This window comes from Actinokineospora sp. NPDC051303 (assembly GCF_055586285.1).
Genome location: NZ_JBVJIN010000084.1, coordinates 1 through 20,314, shown reverse-complemented (window position 1 = coordinate 20,314; position 20,314 = coordinate 1). Strand labels below are relative to the sequence as shown.

15 protein-coding genes are annotated in these 20,314 nt (G+C 70.6%); 11 read left to right on the top strand and 4 right to left on the bottom strand.

The genetic code is table 11. The annotated features are described in order from the left end of the window. Positions 1–363: 363 nt before the first annotated feature. From ACZ6SD_RS31860 to ACZ6SD_RS31835, 6 genes are all read left to right on the top strand, one after another. Positions 364–1,734 carry an MFS transporter gene (locus ACZ6SD_RS31860; RefSeq protein ID WP_465320733.1) on the top strand — a complete coding sequence of 457 codons (1,371 nt, stop codon included), beginning with the start codon at positions 364–366 and terminating at the stop codon, positions 1,732–1,734. 49 nt (positions 1,735–1,783) lie between these two features. Next, positions 1,784–3,010 carry a cysteine desulfurase family protein gene (locus tag ACZ6SD_RS31855; protein ID WP_465320732.1) on the top strand — a complete coding sequence of 409 codons (1,227 nt, stop codon included), beginning with the start codon at positions 1,784–1,786 and terminating at the stop codon, positions 3,008–3,010. 4 nt (positions 3,011–3,014) lie between these two features. Further along, entirely contained in the window at positions 3,015–4,103 is a 1,089-nt protein-coding gene (gene mnmA, locus ACZ6SD_RS31850; protein WP_465320731.1) for a tRNA 2-thiouridine(34) synthase MnmA, read from the top strand. A 798-nt stretch (positions 4,104–4,901) separates the two neighbouring features. After that, positions 4,902–6,611, top strand: coding sequence for a S8 family peptidase (locus tag ACZ6SD_RS31845; protein WP_465320730.1), 1,710 nt, complete (start codon positions 4,902–4,904; stop codon positions 6,609–6,611). A gap of 87 nt (positions 6,612–6,698) precedes the next feature. Further along, positions 6,699–9,278, top strand: coding sequence for a CHAT domain-containing protein (locus tag ACZ6SD_RS31840; RefSeq protein WP_465320729.1), 2,580 nt, complete (start codon positions 6,699–6,701; stop codon positions 9,276–9,278). 93 nt (positions 9,279–9,371) lie between these two features. Next, the gene (locus ACZ6SD_RS31835) at positions 9,372–11,165 is read left to right on the top strand and encodes an AMP-dependent synthetase/ligase (RefSeq protein ID WP_465320728.1); all 1,794 of its coding nucleotides are present in this window, start codon (positions 9,372–9,374) and stop codon (positions 11,163–11,165) included. A gap of 181 nt (positions 11,166–11,346) precedes the next feature. Here ACZ6SD_RS31835 and ACZ6SD_RS31830 read toward each other — a convergent pair whose 3' ends face one another. Genes ACZ6SD_RS31830 through ACZ6SD_RS31820 form a run of 3 tightly spaced genes read right to left on the bottom strand, consistent with a single transcriptional unit; the run spans position 11,347 to position 13,471 of the window. Continuing rightward, positions 11,347–12,369, bottom strand: coding sequence for an S-adenosylmethionine:tRNA ribosyltransferase-isomerase (locus ACZ6SD_RS31830; RefSeq protein WP_465320727.1), 1,023 nt, complete (start codon positions 12,367–12,369; stop codon positions 11,347–11,349). 59 nt (positions 12,370–12,428) lie between these two features. Then, complete coding sequence (locus ACZ6SD_RS31825; protein ID WP_465320726.1) at positions 12,429–12,797, bottom strand: VOC family protein; 369 nt, start codon at positions 12,795–12,797, stop codon at positions 12,429–12,431. After that, positions 12,794–13,471, bottom strand: a complete 678-nt coding sequence (locus ACZ6SD_RS31820) for an SDR family NAD(P)-dependent oxidoreductase (RefSeq protein WP_465320725.1) — start codon at positions 13,469–13,471, stop codon at positions 12,794–12,796. The genes ACZ6SD_RS31825 and ACZ6SD_RS31820 overlap by 4 nt, the downstream gene beginning before the upstream one ends. A 145-nt stretch (positions 13,472–13,616) precedes the next feature. Between ACZ6SD_RS31820 and ACZ6SD_RS31815 the strand changes: the two genes are divergently transcribed. The 5 genes from ACZ6SD_RS31815 (at position 13,617) to ACZ6SD_RS31795 (ending at position 19,321) form a co-directional block, all read left to right on the top strand. Beyond that, positions 13,617–14,750 carry a GAF domain-containing sensor histidine kinase gene (locus ACZ6SD_RS31815; RefSeq protein WP_465320724.1) on the top strand — a complete coding sequence of 378 codons (1,134 nt, stop codon included), beginning with the start codon at positions 13,617–13,619 and terminating at the stop codon, positions 14,748–14,750. Then, positions 14,740–15,384: a response regulator gene (locus ACZ6SD_RS31810; protein WP_465320723.1), complete on the top strand. Its 645-nt coding sequence runs from the start codon at positions 14,740–14,742 to the stop codon at positions 15,382–15,384. Before ACZ6SD_RS31815 ends, ACZ6SD_RS31810 begins: the two co-directional genes overlap by 11 nt. Positions 15,385–16,315: 931 nt before the next feature. Beyond that, a complete protein-coding gene (locus ACZ6SD_RS31805; RefSeq protein WP_465320722.1) occupies positions 16,316–17,314 on the top strand; it encodes an efflux RND transporter periplasmic adaptor subunit in 999 nt (332 codons plus the stop codon). 1 nt (position 17,315) lies between these two features. Further along, entirely contained in the window at positions 17,316–18,014 is a 699-nt protein-coding gene (locus ACZ6SD_RS31800; RefSeq protein WP_465320721.1) for an ABC transporter ATP-binding protein, read from the top strand. After that, positions 18,014–19,321, top strand: a complete 1,308-nt coding sequence (locus tag ACZ6SD_RS31795) for an ABC transporter permease (RefSeq protein WP_465320720.1) — start codon at positions 18,014–18,016, stop codon at positions 19,319–19,321. Before ACZ6SD_RS31800 ends, ACZ6SD_RS31795 begins: the two co-directional genes overlap by 1 nt. On the opposite strand, the gene ACZ6SD_RS31790 is transcribed toward ACZ6SD_RS31795, so the two are convergent. After that, the gene (locus ACZ6SD_RS31790) at positions 19,318–20,208 is read right to left on the bottom strand and encodes a serine/threonine dehydratase (protein ID WP_465320719.1); all 891 of its coding nucleotides are present in this window, start codon (positions 20,206–20,208) and stop codon (positions 19,318–19,320) included. The genes ACZ6SD_RS31795 and ACZ6SD_RS31790 overlap by 4 nt on opposite strands. Between the last annotated feature and the right edge of the window lie 106 nt (positions 20,209–20,314).

Genomic DNA, 20,314 nt, shown 5'->3' with positions numbered 1-20,314 from the left:
GGGTGGGGAGCCTTCGGCCCCACGACCACGGCGAGTTTAGGGATCTTCCTTCACCCCCAAAGAAACCACTCCACCCCATCGAGCACCTGGCAGGGTTGGGCGCGGCCTGACAGGGGGTGGGTTTGCTGCTCGGTCCGTGCCATCGAGTACTGGGCGGGCGCTGGCTCGGCCTGGCAGGTGCTCGGGTGTTTCCCTTGCTCCACTCCACTGCTTGGGGCTGCGGTTGGCAGGGGAGCGGGTGTGGTCGTTGGCGAACCGAGGCGCGGTCTTAGCGCTCCACGGAGGTGAGGGCTCTTGGGCCGTTTGGCGGGTTCGGGGGAAAGGACTAGACCTCTACCTGGGTTGAGATTGCAGGATTGCCCGGTGAGCCTCCCTGAAGTGGAATCCCCCGGAAAACCCCTCTGGAGCGCGGAGAACCGGTGGACCACCGTCGGCATCCTGCTGCTGATCACTATCGGCGCCTTCGAGCACCTTGGTGTGTCCACCGCCATGCCGAGCATGCTGGCCGATCTCGATGGTGGCCACCTGTACTCGTGGCCGTTTACCGCGTTTCTGTCCGCCAGTGTCGTCGCCACGGTTCTTGGGGGGCGGATGTGCGATCGGTTTGGGCCCGGGGCGGTCTTGGTGGTGGCGCCTGCGGTGTTTTTGGCGGGGTTGGTCGCGGCGGGGACCGCGAGTGGGATGACTGGCCTGCTCGCGGCGCGGGCGTTGCAGGGGGTGGGGCTGGGGGCCGAGGTCGTTGCCGTCTATGTGCTGGTTGCGTTGGTTTATCCGGAGCGCACTCGGCCTGCGGCGTTTGGGTTGCTTGCCGCTGCGTGGGTGGTTCCGTCGATTGTGGGGCCGACGGCGGCGGGACTGGTCACCGAGCGGTTCGGGTGGCGGTGGGTCTTTCTCGGGTTGGTGCCGTTGGCGGTGCTTGGCGTCGCGCTGCTGGTGCCCGCGTTGCGTGGGTTACCTAAGCCGACGCGGGACAGTGCGTCCTCGCGGCGCAGAGGTGTGCCGTTGGCCGCCGTCGCGGCTGGGGTGGGTATCCCGGCGGTCAGTTGGGCGGCGCAGCACCCGTCTCTGTCGACGATGTGGCTTGGGATCGCTGGAATCGCGGTGCTGGTGCCCGCGCTGCGGACGCTGTTGCCCGCGGGCACTCTTCGCGCCAAATCGGGTCTGCCGCGGGTCGTGTTGGCGCGTGGGTTGTTCGCGGGGGCGTTTTTCGGGGTGGAGGCGTTTGTGCCGTTGACGTTGACCTCGGTGCACGGGTTCTCGCCCGCGCTGGCGGGGTTGCCGCTCACCATCGGCGCTCTCGGCTGGTCGATCGCCTCCGCTTGGCAGGGCAGACGGCCGGAAATCCCACGCACGACGTTGATCCGCCGCGGTTTCGTGATCCTCGCCGTGGGGCTCGCCGCCATGCCGCTCGTCGCGGCGCCCTGGGGACCGCCGTGGGTGGCCGCAGCGCTGTGGGCGGTCTGCGGCGCGGGCATGGGGATGAGCTTCCCGGCCATCAGCGTGCTCGCGCTGGGGCGCTCCGCCGAGCACGAGCGCGGGTTCACCTCGTCCGCGCTGCAGGTCGCGGACATGATCTTCTCCGCGGCGCTGGTCGGTTTCGCGGGAGTGCTGCTCACCGGGCTCGCGTCCGCGGCGGAGCCGACCGCCGCGCTGGTGCCCATCGACCTGGTGATGGCCGCGGTGGCGCTGGCGGGCGCGCTGGTGTTCCGCCGGTCGACCGACGAACGGGTGTGAGCCGGGCCGTTACGGCTCAGGTCCCGGTCCGGTCTACTCTGGAAGTGCGATGACCTATCTCGACCACGCGGCCACCACCCCGATCCTCCCGGAAGCCGTCGCTGCCCTCACCGGGGCGTTGTCCATGTTCGGCAACGCCTCTTCGCTGCATTCCTCCGGACGCCGGGCCCGGCGCGCCGTCGAGGAGGCCCGCGAGTCCATCGCCGACGCGCTCGGCGCCCGCCCCTCCGAGGTGATCTTCACTTCCGGCGGCACGGAAAGCGACAACCTGGCCGTCAAGGGCATCTACTGGGCGCGCCGCGCCGAGAACCCGGCCCGCACCCGGCTCCTGGTCTCCGAGACCGAGCACCACGCCGTCCTCGACGCCGCCCACTGGCTCGCCGAGCAGCACGGCGCGCGGCTCACCCTGCTCGAAGTCGACGACTTCGGCCGCGTCCACGAGGACACCCTCCGCGCCGCCATCGCCGAGAACCCCGACGACGTGGCGCTGGTCAGCGTCATGTGGGCCAACAACGAGGTCGGCACCGTCAACCCGGTCCGCGAACTCGCCGCCACCTGCGCCACGCACGGCATCCCGTTCCACACCGACGCGGTCCAGGCCGTCGGCGCCCTGCCGGTGAGCTTCGGGGCGTCCGGCGCGAGCGCGCTCACGCTGTCCGGCCACAAGGTCGGCGGACCGTACGGGGTCGGCGCGCTGCTGCTGAGCCGCGACGTCGCCTGCACCCCGGTCTCGCACGGCGGCGGGCAGGAGCGCGACGTGCGCTCCGGCACCCTCGACGTGCCCGGGATCGTGGCGATGGCCGCCGCCGTGCGGGTGGCCACCGAGGAGCGGGAGGAGCGTGCGGCCCGGCTGGCCGCGCTGCGCGACGACCTGATCCGCGAGGTCCGCGCCGTGCTGCCGGAAGCCGTGCTCAACGGCGACCCCGGCGAGTCGCTGGTGGACGGCGCCCCCTCCCGGCTGCCCGGCAACGCGCACTTCACCTTCCCCGGCTGCGAAGGCGACAGCCTGCTGATGCTGCTCGACGCCAAGGGCATCGAGTGCTCCACCGGATCGGCGTGCACGGCGGGCGTCGCCCAGCCCAGCCACGTGCTGCTGGCCATGGGCATCGAGCCCGCGCCCGCCCGCGGCTCGCTGCGCTTCTCCCTCGGGCACACCTCGACGGCCGCGGACGTGCGCGCGCTCGCCGAGGCCATCGGACCGGTCGTCGAACGCGCGCGCAACGCCGGACTGGCAGGACTGCGGCGGGGCACGTCCCCGGCGGCAGCGGAGGTGTGAGGACATGCGGGTGCTGGCCGCGATGAGCGGCGGAGTCGACTCGGCGGTGGCCGCCGCGCGGGCGGTCGAAGCCGGGCACGACGTCGTCGGCGTCCACTTGGCGCTGTCGGCGAAACCGGGCACGCTGCGCACCGGCTCGCGCGGCTGCTGCACCGTGGAGGACGCGCACGACGCCCGCCGGGTCGCCGATCTGCTCAACATCCCGTTCTACGTGTGGGACTTCGCCGAGCGGTTCACCGAGGACGTGGTCGAGGACTTCGTCGCCGAGTACGCCGCGGGCCGCACGCCGAACCCGTGCCTCAAGTGCAACGAGCGGATCAAGTTCGAGGCCCTGCTGGACAAGGCGATCGCCCTCGGCTTCGACGCGGTCTGCACCGGCCACTACGCCCGTCTCGCCCTGGTCGACGGGAAGCCGGAACTGCGCCGCAGCGCCGACCTGGCTAAGGACCAGTCCTACGTGCTGGCCTCGCTGACCGCCGACCAGCTCGCCCACGCGATGTTCCCCCTCGGGGACTCGGTCAAGGCCGATGTGCGGGTCGAGGCGACCGAACGCGGCTTGGCGGTCGCGGAGAAGCCGGACAGCTACGACATCTGCTTCATCCCGGACGGCGACACCCGCAAGTTCCTCACCGCCAAGCTCGGCGCTCGCCCCGGTCACCTCGTGGACGACGAGACCGGCGCGGTCCTCGGCGTCCACGCGGGCGTCCACGGTTTCACCGTCGGTCAGCGGCATGGCCTTGGCATCGACACCCCCGCCCCGGACGGCAAGCCGCGCTACGTGCTTTCCCTCGAACCGGTAAACGGCAACGTTCGCGTCGGTTCGGCTGACCGTCTCGCGGTAAGCGAGATCGTGGCGTCCCGGCCGATCTGGCCTTCCGGCACGCCGTTGGCGGGCACCGTCGATTGCGTCGCCCAGGTCCGTGCCCACGGCGGCACCTCCGACGCCCAGGCGTCCCTTGTGGACGGTGAGCTTCTCGTCCGCCCCACGGGCGACCTGCGCGGCGTGGCCCCGGGCCAGGCGGTCGTCCTCTACCGTCCGGACCCGGCGGGCGACGTGGTGCTCGGCAGCGGCATGATCTCCGCGACCCGCTAGCTCTTACCGCGGCTCTTACCGCGACGGGGTCTGGGCGGCCCGCCTGCTCGCCATGGCGAAGAACCCGAGCCTGCCCAGCGGCGCGCCGCCAGATCCCGCCGCCGCGATCACCCGCCCACCACAGGCGCGCGAGAACGCTTTCGGCCGCCCGTCACGCTTGCCGTCTGGCCGATTGCTCCTGCCAGGGCCAGTCGTTGTGGGACACCTCGGCTCCGTCGATCATGAACACCCCTCCGCCCGTCGAGACTGTGCCTCGATTCCCTCAGTTCGGCCGTCGGATCACACCCTAGATGTGTTCCGACTCACAAGACGGCGGTTCGCGTCCACTGCCACCCGGTCTGGGCTGGTCGGCATTGGTGATCACTGTGAGTTATTTTCCACCCGGAAGGCGGGTATTGGTATCACCTGTTCGGTGGTTGCCTCCCCTCTCCGTTGGGCCAATTACGAAACCGTGCGCGTGCGGTGGACGGCCCTCAAGATCATTAATTGCCCTTCTCGGGCGATTCTCATTTCCTGGCCGAACTGGGACAAAGCCTGGACCGTCCGTGGTCTCGCCGGTGATGATCTCTCTCGACGTTCCGGCTAGCGGCTGTTCGGGTGGGTGGGTGAATTGACCAGTGACGAATTGTAATCGCCCCGTCACCTGCCGCAGAATCCCGAGAACGGCGTTACGGACGCTCTGCCTGAATCGACGTATCTGGTACGTGTCGCGCTGCTCTACTACCGATGAGCAGGTTGACGTGGACATGCGCACTGATCGTGACCGACGACTCCCGGGGTGGGGATCCAATGGCGACCATGAGCCCAAGCGGCGACTATCTGGCCAACGACAGCGACGGCGGGCAACCCGCTGGTCTGTCCGAGGTGGTCGACCTCCCAGCGCATGTGGGGATGCGACACAGAGCGCGACTGCTCGACCCGACGGTCGCGCTGCCCGGCAGCAAGAACCGGCGGCCCCAGCCGACGGTCTACCGCGCCGACACCCTGCTGATGCCGCTCCGCGTCGCCCGTGACTGCGCCCTGATGGCCCGCTTCAACGAAGTGCTCGAACCCCTTTCCGTCGAACTCGTGGTGACCCTGCCCGAAACCCGCCGCTGGCAGGACGCGCTGGCCGGCTTCGACGACGGCTTCGCGGTGCCGGTGCTGGTGCGGCTGTGCGGTGACGAACTCGTGGAGCAGGCGCCCGACCCGTGGACGGTGCTGGCGAACCTGCGCCGCAAGTTCCCCGAGGAAGACCTCGCGGGCGTCGGCCTGGAACACATCGCCGTCGCCGCGTCGGTCGAGATGGAAGGCGCCCCCTTCGGCAGCGGCGTTCCCTTCGGCAGTGGGGTTCCGTTCGGCAGTGGGGTTCCCTTTGGCAGCGGCGTGCCCTTCGGTAGCGGTGTGCCGTTCGGCAGCGGGGTCGGTCATGGCGGCGGCGGAGCCCTGGGCACCGGCACCCGCAACCCGGTGCGGCTGTACGTGCCCGAGCCCAAGCGCACCGCGGACCCGGCCACCCTGCCCGCGGGGCGGCGCCCGGTCGTGGCCGTGCTCGACACCGGGATCGGCCCGCACCCCTGGCTGCCGGTGGGCGATCCCGCCGACGACCCGGTGGTCGAGGTGTCCACCGAGTTCCAGGCGCTGCTCGCGGACCTGGAGGGCACGATGACCGACGCCACCGGCGGGGTCATGCCCACCCTGGCGTCCCCGATGGACGAGCGGGACGTGCTCCAGCCGCTGCTGGGCATCACGGACTCCCACTCCGGCCACGGCACCTTCGTCACCGGCCTGGTCTTCCAGAACTGTCCGGACGCGCGGGTGCTGTCGCTGCGCGTCCTGCACACCGATGGCATCACGACCGACGCCTCCGTGCTGCTGGCGCTGGAGTGGCTGCGCAAGCGCGTGCAGGACGCCCTGGACAACGACCGGCCCGAGGAGCTGGTCGACGTAGTCTCGGTGTCCTTGGGCTTCTACCCCGAGCACACCGACTACGAGACGGGCCTGCTGCTCGCCGAGGCCGTGCGCAAGCTGACCGACCTCGGCGTCGTCGTGGTGGCCGCAGCGGGCAACGACTCCACGACCCGCCCGTTCGTGCCCGCCGCCCTGGTGCTCAACCCGGACGGCTCGAACACCGAGAACCCGCTGCTCGTCGCCGTCGGCGCGCTCAACGCCTCCGGCAAGTCGGTGGCCGCGTTCAGCAACGAGGGCGACTGGGTTCGCCGCTGGGCGCCGGGCAACTCGGTGGTCAGCACCGTGCCCCTGTGGGAGGGCCCGGAGGGCGCGGACCTGTCCACTCAGGGCGACGGCTGCCCGAAGCTGCCGAGGACCACGCCGGACCCGGACGACCTCACCACCGGGTTCGCGGTGTGGGCGGGGACCTCGTTCGCCACACCGGTCATCGCGGGCATGCTGGCGACGAACCTCGTGGCGGCGGCGGACGCGCGCACGGTCGAGGACCGCCGGGCCCGCGCGCACGACGCCCTCGCGATCACCGACGCCCAATTGCAGGAGCTGGGCTGGTTCTCCTGAATCCCCGCGCGGTTGATCCGCGTCCGGTGACTGGGCAGTAATGTCTACTGCCATGGCCGGTGGTTCCGACACAGCGCGGTGCCCGCAGTGAACGAGCGGGTGCTGCGGCGGGCCACCGGGCTCCACCGGCGGGCGCGGGTCGCCGTGTACGCCTACGACTTCGCCAAGGCGAGGTCGCTGCTCGAACAGGCCCTCGACGCCCTCGTCTCCGCGCCCGATCCGGACGACCAGGAGCTCATCCCGCTGCGGGTGCGGGTCCTGGTCACCGCCGCCTATGCCGACACCGAAGTCGGCCAGGTCGAACTCGGCCTGGGCAGGCTCGACACCGCTGACCGGCTGGTGCTGGGCGTCGCCGACGAGACCCGGCGCAAGGAGCTGGTCGAGCTGTCCCGGGAGCAGCGGGGCTTCCTGCTGATCCGGGTGGGCCGCACCGAGGAGGGATTGCAGACCCTCGACAAGGCCGCCGAGTCCCTCGAACGCGATCTCGCCGCGGGTGTCGGCGACCCGAGCGTGCTCGCGATCCTGCACCTCAACCGCAGCCTCGCCTACATCTGGCTGGCGCAGACCGCGGCGGCGGTCGAGGAGGTCCACCGCTGCATCGACCTCGCCGAGCGCTACGAGATGGACCCGACGATCTCGATCAAGGCCAGGCACAACCTCGGCTATGTCGCGTACATGGCCGGCGACATGCCCACGGCGCTGCGGCACTACGAGGAGTCGGCCCGGATCTGCCAGGAGCAGGCGCCCGGCCTGCTGCCCGTGGTTCGGCTCGACCAGGCTCGCGCGATGCTCGCCGCCGGGCTCGGCGAAGAGGCCGCCCGCAATCTGGACGAGGCGCTTCCCGTGCTGCGCAAGCAACGCGGCGGGCAGGACGCCGCGGAAGCCGAGGTGGCCAGGGCCGCCGCCGCCCTGCTCGACGGCGACGACACGCTGGCCCGCAGGCGAGCCCGGTCCGCCGAGGCGAGTTTCACCAAGCGCGGCAACACCCGCTGGGCCGCCATCGCGGCGCTGACCGCCGTCCGCGCTCAGGCCCACACGGCGCTGCGCACCGGCCGCGTGCGGCAGGCGCTGATCGACAACGCGGTCAAGCTCGCCGACCGGCTGCGCTCGCTCATGCTCGAAGACGAGACCGCTCTCGCCCTGCTGCTCGCCGTCCGGCTCGAACTGCGCCGCGGCGACCCGGCGGCGGCCGAAGTGCTGCTCGACCAGGTGCCCCGCCCGCGGCCCACGACGCCCATCGACCACAAGATGCTGCTGCGCCTGTGCCGCGCCGAACTCGCCGTCGCCCGGGGCGTGCCCCGCGCCGCGCTCGGCGAGGCCCGTGCCGGACTTGACGAACTCGGCAAGGTGCGCGACCGCATGGGCGGCATGGAACTGGTCTGCGGCACCGCGCTGCACGGCCAGGAACTCGGCGAGCTCGCGGTGAAACTCGTGCTCCGCGACACGCGCTCGGACGCGCGGCGCCTGTTCGAGTGGCTCGAACGCACCCGAGCGCAGGTCTACCGCTACGAGCCGCTGCCCGCCATCGAGGACCAAGAGGTCGCGGAGAAGGCGGCGGAGCTGCGCCACATCCGCCGGGTCGTGCAGTCGGCCCGCCTGGCGGGCCGGTCCGCCGCGAAGCTGGAGAAGCAGACCGCGGCGCTGGAACGGGAAGTGTCGCGTCAAGGCTGGTATGCCAGCCCCTGGGGCAGTCCGCGGCCAGTGGCGGCGCTGACCCAGGTGACCGACGCGCTCGGCGATCGCGCGCTGGTGTCGTTTGCGACGTCCGACGGCGAGGTCGTCGCCGTGGTCGTGACCGGCGAGCGCACCCGCATGGTCCGCCTGGGTTCCTCGGCAGCGGCCGCCGAGTGGTCCGCGCGGTTGCACGCCGACCTCGACGCCCTTGCCCCGGACACGCTGCCGAAGCCGATTGTCGACGTCGTGAAGGCGTCGGCGGCGCGGAGCGCGGGCGGACTCGATGAGCAGTTGATTTGCCCGCTGCTTGATCTCATCGGCGACCGGGAACTGATCGTCATCCCGACAGGAGCGCTCTACGCCGTGCCGTGGGGGAGCCTGCCGTCGCTTCTCGGCAGACCGGTGGTGGTCGCCCCGTCCGCGACCGCGTGGCTTTCCGCGGCCACGGCCAAGAGCACATCCGGCGGCACGGTTCTCGCGCGCGGCCCGCTGCTCACCGGCCTCGTCGCCGAGGAAAGCATGTTGAGCACGGTGTACCCCGACGCTGTCGCGTTCAGCGGGGAAGCGGCCACCGTCGCCGAGGTGCTCGACGCCCTCGACGGCGCCGAACTCGCCCATCTCGCCGCGCACGGCGAACACGAGCCGACCAACGCCCTGTTCTCCCGGCTCGAACTGGCCGACGGCCCGCTGTTCGCCTACGAGGTGGCCCGCCTCCGGCAGCCCCCGCGCCAGGTCGTCCTCGCGGCCTGCGAGTTGGCGCTGAACTATGTGCGCCCCGGCGACGAAGCCCTCGGCTACGCGGGCGCCCTGCTTGCCAGCGGCGTGCGGACCGTCGTCGCCGCCACCAGCCGCGTCGGCGACGAGTCGGCCGCGACCGCGATGGTCGCCTACCACCAGCGCCTCGCCGCGGGCGTCGCCCCCGCCCGCGCTCTGGCCGAATCGGTGGCCGACGACCCCTATCGGCGACCGTTCATTTGCCTCGGCGCGGGATAGCGAAAACGGGCACGACGGCCATGGACAATGCGTGACCGCGCTACTTACGATCGCAGGTCGGTGATGTAGACCACACGACCGGAGGGTGGCGCGATGAGCGAGCACCACACGCTGTGCGCGGCTTACCAAGCGACCGCTAAGCAGAATCCGGACTTGGTGGCGCTGCGGACCCCGGGCGACGCGGTCTCCATCACGTGGCGGGAGTACGCCCGGCGGGTTCGCCGGATCGCGGCGGGCCTCGCGGCGCTGGGCGTCGGGCGCGGCGACACGGTCGGGATGATGCTGGCCAACCGCCCCGAGTTCCACCTGGTCGACACCGCTGCCCTGCACCTCGGCGCGGTCCCGTTTTCCGTTTACAACACCAGCGCGGCCGAGCAGTTGTCCTATGTGTTCGCCAACGCGGCCAACAAGGTCGTCGTCACCGAAGCCCAGTTCCTGCCGACCCTGCTCGCCTCGGGCGCCGACGCGCGCCTGATCTGCCTCGACGGCGATATCGAGGGAACGATGTCGCTGGCCGATCTTGAGGCCCACGGCGACGAGGACTTCGACTTTGACGCCGCGTGGCGCTCGGTCGAGCCCGACGACATCGCCACGATCATCTACACCTCGGGCACGACCGGCCCGCCCAAGGGCGTCGAGCTGACCCACGCCAACCTGCTGGCGGTGACCGACGCGATCAAGGACTCCTACGACCTGACGCCCGGCGACCGGGTCTTGTCGTTCCTGCCCTCCGCCCACATCGCGGACCGCGTGGTCTCGCACTACGCGTCGATGGTGATCGGCACCGTGGTCACCTCGCTCGCCGACCCGAGACAACTCGCCACGGCGCTGCCGGACACTCGCCCGCACCTGTTCTTCGCGGTGCCCCGGGTGTGGCAGAAGTTCAAACTCGCCATCGACAGCGCGCTCGCCGCCGAGACCAGCGGCCCCAAGCGGAAGATCGCGGCATGGGCCATCGACGTGGGCGTCCGCCGGGCGAAGACGGAGCTGGCGGGCAAGCCCATCCCCGCCGCCCTGGCGTTCCAACACCGCTTGGCGGACAAGCTGGTGCTCTCGAAACTCCGCCAGAAGCTCGGCCTGGACGAGGCGAAGATCGCGGCCTCCGGCGCGGCCGCGATTCCCGTGGAGATCCTGGAGTACTTCTGGGGCCTGGGCATCCCCGTCTACGAAATCTGGGGCATGTCTGAGACAGGAGGACTCGGCACATCGGGGCGACCGGGCAAGGTCAAGCTCGGCACCGTCGGCACCCCGGTGGGCGGCGTGGAGGTCAAGCTCGCCGAGGACGGCGAACTGCTCATCCGGGCCGCCTCCGTGATGCGCGGCTACCGTGGCGACCCCGAGAAGACCGCCGAGACGGTCGACGCGGAGGGCTGGGTGCACACCGGCGACATCGGCGTGCTGGACGACGAGGGCTTCGTGACGATCGTGGACCGGAAGAAGGAGCTGATCATCAGCTCCGCCGGGAAGAACATGTCGCCCACCAACATCGAAAACGCCGTCAAGGCGTCCAGTTCCCTCATCGGCCAAGTGGTCGCCATCGGCGACGACCGGCCGTACGTGTCCGCGCTCGTGGTCCTCGACCAGGACGCGGCCGCGGGCCTCGCCGCCCGGCACGGACTGCCCGAATCCTCGCCGAGCGCCGTGGCCGCCCACGACCAGGTGCGCGCGCTGATCGCCGACGCGGTCCGCGCGGGCAACGCCAGACTGTCCCGCGTAGAGCAAATCAAACGCTTCCGCATCGTCCCGGATTTCTGGGAACCAGGTGGTGACGAGTTGACCCCGACCCTCAAGCTGCGCCGCAAGCCGATCGCGTCGAAGTACGCCCACGACATCGATGACCTCTACGCCGATTCGCCCACCGCCGAGACCATAAACGTGGGCTCCTGACGGCCAAGAGGGCACGCTCGCGGTCGACCCCCGGGGCCAGTCCCGAGACACGATGGGGCACCGGTGGGGCTGTCGCGTCACCACCTTGTTGCCGGGGCGGACGGCGATCAGATCGTGAAATTGGTCGCGCGCGTGCATCAGGTCCCTCGCGGGTCGGGTGGTTGGTGGTGTTGGGGCGCGTTCAGGGGATCAGCAGGTTCACGTCGCCGAACTCGTGCCACAGGTAGCCCTGGTCGATGGCCGCCCGGTAGCAGCGGTCCAGCAACTCATGGCCCGCTATCGCCGCGAGCATGTCCAAATGGGACGCGCGCGGCTCGTGGAAGCCGGTCAGCAGGCCGTCGACCGCCCGCACTCCCCGGTCGGGCGTGATGATGAGATCCGTCCACCCTGCTCGCGCGTGGACAGTCCCGTCGTTCCCCACGGCGCTTTCCAGCGCGCGGACCGCCGTCGTGCCGACTGCGATCACGCGACCGCCGTCCGCGCGAGCTTGGTTCACCAGTCGCGCGGTAGTCGCGGAGACGCGGAACCGTTCCGGGTACGGACGTTCATGAGCCTCCGGTGAGGCGACACCGGTGTGCAGGAGGACCGGCGCGAATTGGATACCTGCCGACACCAGACGGGTGACCAGCCGATCGGTGAACGGACGTGACGCGCTGGGCATCTCGGCGCTGCCCGGCTCCATGCCGAACACGGTTTGGTAGTACCGCAGCGGCCACGACTTCGGCACGTACCCGTAGCGGATCGGCGAACCGAAGCAGTGCAGATACGCCGTCACCGACTCGAACCCGCCCGGGTCCACGGCCGCCACCCACAGGCGGTCGTCGGAATACCGGTTCAGCAGCGTCACCGCCGCCCCGCCCACTAGGTCGTAGCGCGCGCCCGCCACGCCGAACGGATACGGCACGGTGGCCTTGTCGTCGGCCTGCCGCAACTCCACCAGCCAGGTGCCGTCGGACGCCTCCGTCGACAGGTGGACAGTCAACCCGCCCCCCACGACCCCGACCGCGGCGGGCAGCGTCGCCGAGGTGTTCACGACCAGCACGTCCCCGGCCCGCAGCAACGCGGGCAGGTTCGTGAACCGCTCATGCCTGACCGTCGTCCCCTCGCCGACCAAAAGCCGGACACCGTCCCGCGGCAGCCCGCGCGCCTCAGGTGGCTCGTGCGCCTCCAACTCCGCGGGCAGTGTGAACTCCAGCGTGCTCATGTCCCCTCCTCGTGGCGGTCGGACGACCGCCGAATGCCATTCACCGAAACGGATGAAGTTCAGCTGTGTTCGTGCCAGAGCATCAGGTGCGCTCCCGCCGGATCGCGGACCTCGAAGCCGTAATGGCCGCGCGGGTACCGCCCCGGTGGCCGGACCACCTCGATATCCCCGACATCCCCTACCCGGGCGAAAGCGGCGTCGACCTCCGCCTGGCTCCCCAACTCGAACGCCACCGGTGCTTGCCTGCGCAGGCCCGGCGCGACGAGTTCGACATAGGCGTTCTCCGCCGCCCGAAGCACGACGCCGCGTTCACCGTCCACAGACCACTCGTCCACTACGGACAGACCGAGACGGTCGACGTAGAACGACCGGGTCTCCTCGAAGTTGTCGATCTCGAACGGGATCCACAGCGCTCGCGGCCCGCTCATGTCAGCTCCCGCAGCCGGAGCCTGCCGGACTCCGGGCGGTTCGCGAGCACTTTCAGCACGGCAGGGACGACAGTCTCGGGCAGCGGGCGGTCGCTGATGTCTTCGCCGGGGAACGCGTCCTGGTGCATGCGGGTGCGCAGGTCCCCGGGGTCCGCCCACCACACCCGCACGCCGGATTCCTCGGCGGCCAACACGTTGCTGAGCTGTTCGACCGCGGCCTTCGAGGCCCCGTAGCCGCCCCAGCCCGGGTACGCCTCGACTGCGGCGTCGGAGGTGATGCTGAGGACCGCCCCCGCCCGCGCCCGCAGGTCGGGCAGGACGAGCTGGGTGAGTCCGAGCAAGGCGACGACGTTGACCTCGAACACTTCCCGCAGAGCGTCGACCGGGTAATCGGCGAGTGGGGGAAGTGGGCTCGGCCCGAGCGTTCCGCCGTTGTTGATCAGAAGGTCCGGCCCGCCAAGGCTTCTCGCGGCGGCGCCGACCTCCGCGCGGTGGGCCGGATCGGTCAGGTCGCCGGGAATGGCGATCGCCGTGCCCGGCAGGTCCCGGGTGGCCGCGGTGAGCGCCTCCGCGCCGCGGGCGTCGAGCACCAGCTGCCACCCGGCTTCCGCGAGACCCGTGGCCAGCGCGAGGCCGAGGCCGCGGGAGGCCCCGGTGATGATGGCGACAGACACTGAGGTGTCCTTTCGTCGAAGGGTTCCGATGTGATCGACAGTAGGTTTCAGCCGAGGCGTCGCCATCGGACTTGAGACGGGACTTGTCTACGTCTTTGGTCCTAGGACCCCGGGTTCTGTCGGTCCCCGTGGGTACCTTGGAGTTGTGACCGGAATTGAACGAAACGAGCTGCGTGAAGTCAGCGCCGCGGTGTTGGCCGTCGCCACACACCTGTCGGTGCGCGACGTCCTGCAGACGATCCTGACTTCCGCGCGCAGGCTCCTGGGCGCCCGCTACGCGGCGTTGGGAGTGCCCGACAGCGAGGGGGGTTTCTCGGAATTCCTCGCCGACGGGATAACCGACGAGCAGTGGGCGGCCATCGGCCCGCTGCCTCGTCAGCACGGTCTGCTCGGGGTGATGCTCAGCGACCCGAACCCGGTTCGCCTCGCGGACGTCCGCGAGCACCCCCAGTTCGACTGGTGGCCAGAGGCGCACCCGGTGCTCACCGATTTCCTGGGAATGCCGATCTCCGACGGCGACGAGATCCTGGGCGAGATATTCCTGGCGAACAAGGCCGAGCCGGGCGGGTTCACGGCGCAGGACGAGGAACTGCTGGAGCTGTTGGCGGCCCACGCGGCCATCGCCCTGGTCAATGCGCGGTTGTACGAGCGGGGGCGCGAGTTGACCATTCTCGAAGAGCGCCATCGGATCGCTCGCGAGCTGCATGATTCGGTCGCACAGAAATTGTTCAGCCTCCGGCTCACCGCCGAGGCCGCCGCGGCGCTGGTGGAACGGGACGCAGGCCGGGCTCTCGGCGAACTCGACACGGTTCGCGAACTCGCCGCCGAGGCCGCGGACGAACTCCGCTCGGTCGTGATCGGCCTTCGCCCGCCGGATCTGGCGGGCGAAGGGCTGGACGTGGCGCTCGGCAAGCAGATCGATCTGGTGAACCGGGTGCACGGGGCCGTCGTCCGGTTCCGCGGTGGACAGATTCCGCGTTTGGCCACGGCGCGGGAGGAAGCCCTGTACAGGATCGGTCAGGAGGCGCTGCACAACGCTTTACGGCATTCGGCGGCGGATCGGATCGAAGTCGACCTGGTGATGCGGGAAGGCCGCATCCTGCTGGAAGTCCGGGACGACGGCGTCGGGTTCGATCTGTCCACACAGGAGCACGCGTCTCGGCGGTTGGGGCTGTCGTCCATGCGGGAACGCGCGCGGTCGGCAGGGGGAAAACTCAAGGTCACCTCGCACAGTCCAGGTGGGACGACGGTCCGACTGGAGGTGCCCGTTGACCAGTGAGCGGATTCGGGTGCTCGTCGTCGACGACCATCCCGTCGTGCGGCAAGGGCTCCGCACATTCCTGGACCTGCAGGACGACATCACCGTGGTCGGGGAGGCGGTCAACGGCGAGTCCTGTGTCATCGAGGCCGAACGGCTGCGGCCCGACGTCGTGCTGCTCGACCTGCGAATGCCGGGCACGGACGGCGTGCACGCGCTACTCGGGCTGCGTGAATTGGGGAACCCCGCGCGCGTGCTCGTGATCACGAGCTTCGCCGAGCCCACCGCCATCGTGCCCGCGGTGCGCGCGGGCGCGGCGGGCTATGTCTACAAAGACATTGATCCGCAAGCTCTTGCGGTGGCCATCAGGTCGGTGCACGCGGGTCATGTGCTGCTGCACCCGTCCGTCGCCCGCATGCTCGCGGAGGGGGATGCCCGGCCCGGGGGCACCACCCTCACCGCGCGGGAGCGGGAAGTGTTGGGTGAGCTGGCCAATGGTCGGTCGAACCGGGAAATCGCCCGCGGCCTTGCGTTGTCGGAGAAGACGGTGAAGGCCCACGTGAGCGCGATCCTCAGCAAACTCGACGTGCACGACCGAACACAGGCGGCGCTTTACGCGGTGCGGATGGGGTTGGTGTCCTTGGTCGGAAAATAAACGCCTCTTGGCTAGGGGGCGATCTGCGGGCCGCGGCGACGGGTGACCGCGGGAGCGGGAGACGCGAGCGGGGCTGGCCACGGGTGACCGCGGGAGCGGGGCTGACCTTGTGGCCTGCGTTGGGGCGGTGCCGCGCGCGGGGACGGCGACCGGGTTCGTGAAGGTCGGTGGGCGCATGGTCGAACAGGTCGACTTGACGGATCGCGTTGGGGTGTTGGCCGAGTCGGTGCCCATGCTCGACGTGGTGGTGACTGTGGCGAGCCTTTGGGATGGGCGCGCAGCGGGAGTCTGCTGTGGGCTGAGTGGGCGGCGACGAGTTCGAGGCGTGCCGTCGAGTCGGTGGCGTGCCGACCGCATTGGCGGCGGGTCCAGTGACGGCGTGCGGGGCTGGGGGTGGCGCGACCTGGCGGTGCGCGCGCGGCGCGATCTGGTTGCGTGTGGCTGGCCTGGCGGCGTGACCTGGCGGCGCGTGGCTGGCGGCGCGGAACTGGGCTGCGCGGTGCGGCCTGGTTGCGTGTGGCTGGGCTGGGCGGCGCGACCTCGTGGCGTGTGCTTGGGCTGGGCGGGTGCGGCTTGGTGGCGTTCGGGTGAGCTGGCGGTGGCGTGCCGAGTCGACGGTGTCGTTGGCCAGTAGCGGTGGCTCTTGGTGGGCTGGCTACCGCGGTCGCGCGAAGTGTTCGATCGGTGGGGCGTGCCGAGGGCGGCTGCTTGGTGAGCACGTCGTGCGGCTCGCCTGCGGTTGAGCGCTGTTGCCGACCATGTGGCCGGTGGGTCGGTGAAGATTTTTCGTGACCTGTGGAACCGGCGATCTTGTGGCGCGTCCTTGCTGGGTGGGAAGCCCGCCTTGGGCGCGGAGCACCCGTTCAACATCACTATTCACCGTATGTATAGAGTGAGAGAGTAACCGGCTCACGAAGACTTGGGGGTACCGGTGGATCGACGTTTTCTCCTTGCTGGTCTCGCCGCGACCGCGACCGCGCTCGCAGGCTGCACCGCCTCGGATTCCGGCCCGCCAGTGCCGGAACTCGCCGAGCGCGGGACCACCATGACCACGGCGACGCTCACCCGCCAGGACCTGACCAACAAGGTCACGCTCAACGGCAAGGTGACGCTGAATCCGGTCTTCGGCCTGGTCGCCCCGGTCAACGGCGAGGTGCGCTACCTGGACGTCAAGGACCAGAAGGGCACGCCGACCAAGCCGACCCGGGTCGGCGCGGTGTGGGCGGCGGGCAAGCCGACGCATGTCGAGGTGCCCGCCGGGTCGTCCTTCGCGGGTCGTCTGGTCGATGACCGGGCGACGGTGACGGCGGGCATGCCGATCGTGTCGGCGAAGTACGGTGGCTACGGCATCGTCGCCGACATCGATGGGGCGCAGGCTTACACCCTCTCCGATGGCCTCGCCACGGTGCGGGGGCAGATCAAGAGCGGCCCGGGCCCGTTCGACTGCGCGATGCTCGGCACCATCGCCGCGTTGCCGCCCGGCACCATCCCGGAGCCGCCCGCCCCGCCGCAGCCGCCCGCTTCGAATCCGGGCGACCCGTCGGCCCCGCCCGCGCCACCGCCGCCGCCGCAGCAGCCGGAGCAGAAGGACACCCGCACGCCCTCGGACGCCACCGGGCTGCGCCTGGTGTGCACCGCGCCCGCCGACGTCAAGCTCATCAACGGCGCCGCCGTCACCCTGGAAGTGGTGACCGCGCGGGCGTCGCAGGCGCTGGTCGCGCCGGTCGAGGCCGTCGCGGGCAGGCAGGGCGCGGGCAAGGTCGACGTTCTAGGCCCGGACGGCGAGCGCCAGACCAAGGACGTCGTCTTGGGCCTTACCGACGGCCGGGTAGTGGAGATCAAATCCGGTCTTACCGGCACTGAGACTCTGGCCGTGCCGGGGCCGAACCTGCCGCCGGGGCCGCAGCAGCCCGGTGTCACGGGGCCGTGACATGACCCCACTGATCCAGCTCACCAACGTGACGAAGACGTTGAAGGGGCAGGGCGAGCCGCGTTCGATCCTGTCCGGTGTCGATCTCACGCTGCACGCGGGGGAGAGCGTCGCGATCCTGGGCCGCTCAGGTTCCGGCAAGAGCACGCTGTTGAGCCTCATCGGCCTGTTCGACCGCCCGGACGGCGGCCAGTACCTGCTGGGGGGCGCCGACATCACCCGGGTGCCCGAACGCCGCGCGGCCCGGCTGCGCAGCGACGAGTTCGGGTTCGTGTTCCAGCGGTTCTTCCTGCTCAAGCACCTGTCCGCCGCGCAGAACGTGGCGATGGCGCTGGTCAACGGCCAGGGCTGGCTGCCGCGCCGCAAACGCAAGGCGAAGGTCATGGCCGCCCTGGAGCGGGTGGGCATCGCTCACCTGGCCAAGCATAGGCCGCCTCGCCTGTCCGGCGGTGAACAGCAGCGGGTGGCCATCGCGCGCGCGTTGGTCCGCGAACCGAAGGTGCTCTTGGCCGACGAGCCGACCGGCGCGCTGGACACCGAGACCGGCGCGCTGGTCATCGACGCGCTGCATTCCGCCACGGACCGCGGCTGCGGGCTCATCCTGGTCACCCACGACCACGCGCACGCGAACCGGATGCGGCGGGTCGTGCGGCTGGCCAACGGCGTGCTCGTGACCGAACGCCAGGAGGTGCCGCGGTGATGGGACTTTCCGGTCGTTTTCGGTCCGCCCTGGTCATCGGCGGCCAGGGGGTGCGGGCCCGCAAGCTGCGGACGTTCCTGTCCATGGTCAGCCTTTTCCTCGGCGTGCTCGCGGTGGTCACGGTGCAGGCGGGCGCGGAGATCGCCAACCGCGCGCTGCTCGCCGACATCGAGTTGAGCCGGGGCAAGGACGGCACCGTCCAGATCAGCCTGCCCCAGCACGAGCAGACGGTGCCCGTCGCGGTCGACACGCTGCGCGGCCAGACGGACGCGGTCGCCATGGTCAGCACGCAGGCGATCATCGGCGAACCCGGGGTGACGCCGGTCAACCAGGGCGGCGTGCCGTTCGAGTACGCGGGCCAGAGCATGGGCCGCGGCCAGTACCAATGCGACGCGCGGGGCGCCTGTTACCCGGTCGAGTCCACCGACGCGCCCCCGCCGCCTGGGCAGGCCATCGAGTTGCAGGTCGTCGGTCTCACCGGGGACATTCGCCCGTTCCGGCCGTTTCACGCCGAGTCGGGGCGTTGGCTGGACTTCTCCGGTGAACCCTCGCTGTCGCCGGGGCTCGTGCTGAACCGGGAGGCCGCCAAGGGGTTCGCGCAGTACCGCGTGCCCGCCGAGATGCGGATCACCGGCGCCACGGTGAACTCGACCCCGCGCATCCTCGGCGTGATTCACGACGGCTCGTCCCAGCCCACCGCTTACGTGCGCGCGGACGAGCTTGACAACTGGCTTCCCGCCGTGAGCAGCGGTCAGGGATCGGGCCACAGCCAGCTTTACCTGTCGCCGTCGGCCACGGGGCTGGAGCAGACCCTCAAGGGCAGGCTGGTGGCGGCAGGTGTGCCGATGGACCAGAGCTACCGGGACGTGGTGAACTCCAAGGAGCGGATCGGCGGGCAACTCACCCTGATGCGGTTGATCTTCCTGGGGATGGCGGCGCTGGTGTTGCTCATCGGCGTCGCGGGCATCCTCAACGTCGGCTTGGCGACGGTCGGTGAACGCATTGAGGAGTTCGCGCTACGGCGGGCGGTAGGCACACCCCGTCTCTTGCTTGCCGGGATTGTCTTAGCCGAAACACTGATCATCGGCCTGCTTACCGCCGCGGCGGCAGTCGGTGTTGGTGTGGCGGGTCTTGAAGCTGCCGAGATGCTCTTCGGCAGCCGAGAACCCATGCTCCAAGGTGTGCAGTTTCCGTGGCAGGCAGGTGTCGCCGGGGTGATCGCCGGTTTGGTGGCCGGTGTGCTCGGCGGCCTGTTCCCGGCGATCCGCGCGGCCCGCATCCCCATCGCGACGGTGATGCGCGCCTAAGCGGGCGTCCAGTCGGTGTTCGCCCCGCAGACGACGAGGCAGGCTGGCTCGCCGGGCACCCGCCCGGCGAGCCAGGCCGCCAGCGGGACGGCCGCCGCGGGCTCCACGGCGAGCCGGAACTCCTCCCAGAGCCGGTCTCGCGCGGCCAGCAGTTCGGCGTCGCTCACGAGCACGGACGAGGCGTCGACCGCGCGCAGGATCTCGAACGGCAGCGCGCCCGCGCGGGTGGCGCCGAGCGCGGACGCGGCCACGGAGTCGACCGGCGAGTCGACCGGAGTGTTCGCCGCCAGAGCGTCGTGCACGGCCCGGCAGTTCTCGGGCTCGACCACGACGACCGGCCTGCCGCCGCCGAGGACCGTTCCCGCGGCGAGCCCGCCGCCGCCCGCTGCCACGACCATCGTGTCGATGTCCGGCGCGTCCTGGACGGCTTCCGCCGCGCAGGTGCCCTGCCCGGCGATGACCAGCGGCTGGTCGAACGCGGGGACGTGCAGCGCCCCGGTGTCGGCGGCCTCGCCCAGCGCGGCGCCCGCGGCCTCGCCGTAGGTCGCGCCGTGCCGGACCAGTTTCGCGCCCGCCGCCTCGATCCGGCGCGTCTTCGCCTCGGGCGCGCTTTCCGGCACGAACACAGTCGCCGGGAGCCCCAGCAACCGCGCGGCCGTCGCGACGGCGAGCCCGTGGTTGCCGCCCGACGCGGTCACCACGTGGGTGGGCCGTTCGCCGCCGAGCAGCGCGTTGAGCGCGCCACGCAGCTTGAACGAGCCGGTGCGCTGCAAGTGCTCCAGCTTCAGCACCACCGGGCGGCCGTCTATCTCCGTGCGCAGAACGGGTGTGCGCCGCACATAGGGGGCTATGCGCGCAGCCGCGGCGACGACGTCGGAGTGGTCCACAGGTCTCCACCCTAGGGCCTGTATCGAAGTACCGGTGCGTGTCAGTCGTGATCGGGGTGGTTCCTGGCGGTGCGGCCGCGGCGCCGCTCGTACCGGTGTTGTACTT

Coding starts and splice junctions, on each gene's coding strand:
- ACZ6SD_RS31795 (WP_465320720.1), top strand. CDS start 18,014: ATGGGACTTTCCGGTCGTTTTCGGTCCGCCCTGGTCATCGGCGGCCAG.
- ACZ6SD_RS31845 (WP_465320730.1), top strand. CDS start 4,902: ATGAGCCCAAGCGGCGACTATCTGGCCAACGACAGCGACGGCGGGCAA.
- ACZ6SD_RS31830 (WP_465320727.1), bottom strand. CDS start 12,369: ATGAGCACGCTGGAGTTCACACTGCCCGCGGAGTTGGAGGCGCACGAG.
- ACZ6SD_RS31800 (WP_465320721.1), top strand. CDS start 17,316: ATGACCCCACTGATCCAGCTCACCAACGTGACGAAGACGTTGAAGGGG.
- ACZ6SD_RS31825 (WP_465320726.1), bottom strand. CDS start 12,797: ATGAGCGGGCCGCGAGCGCTGTGGATCCCGTTCGAGATCGACAACTTC.
- mnmA (WP_465320731.1), top strand. CDS start 3,015: ATGCGGGTGCTGGCCGCGATGAGCGGCGGAGTCGACTCGGCGGTGGCC.
- ACZ6SD_RS31835 (WP_465320728.1), top strand. CDS start 9,372: ATGAGCGAGCACCACACGCTGTGCGCGGCTTACCAAGCGACCGCTAAG.
- ACZ6SD_RS31855 (WP_465320732.1), top strand. CDS start 1,784: ATGACCTATCTCGACCACGCGGCCACCACCCCGATCCTCCCGGAAGCC.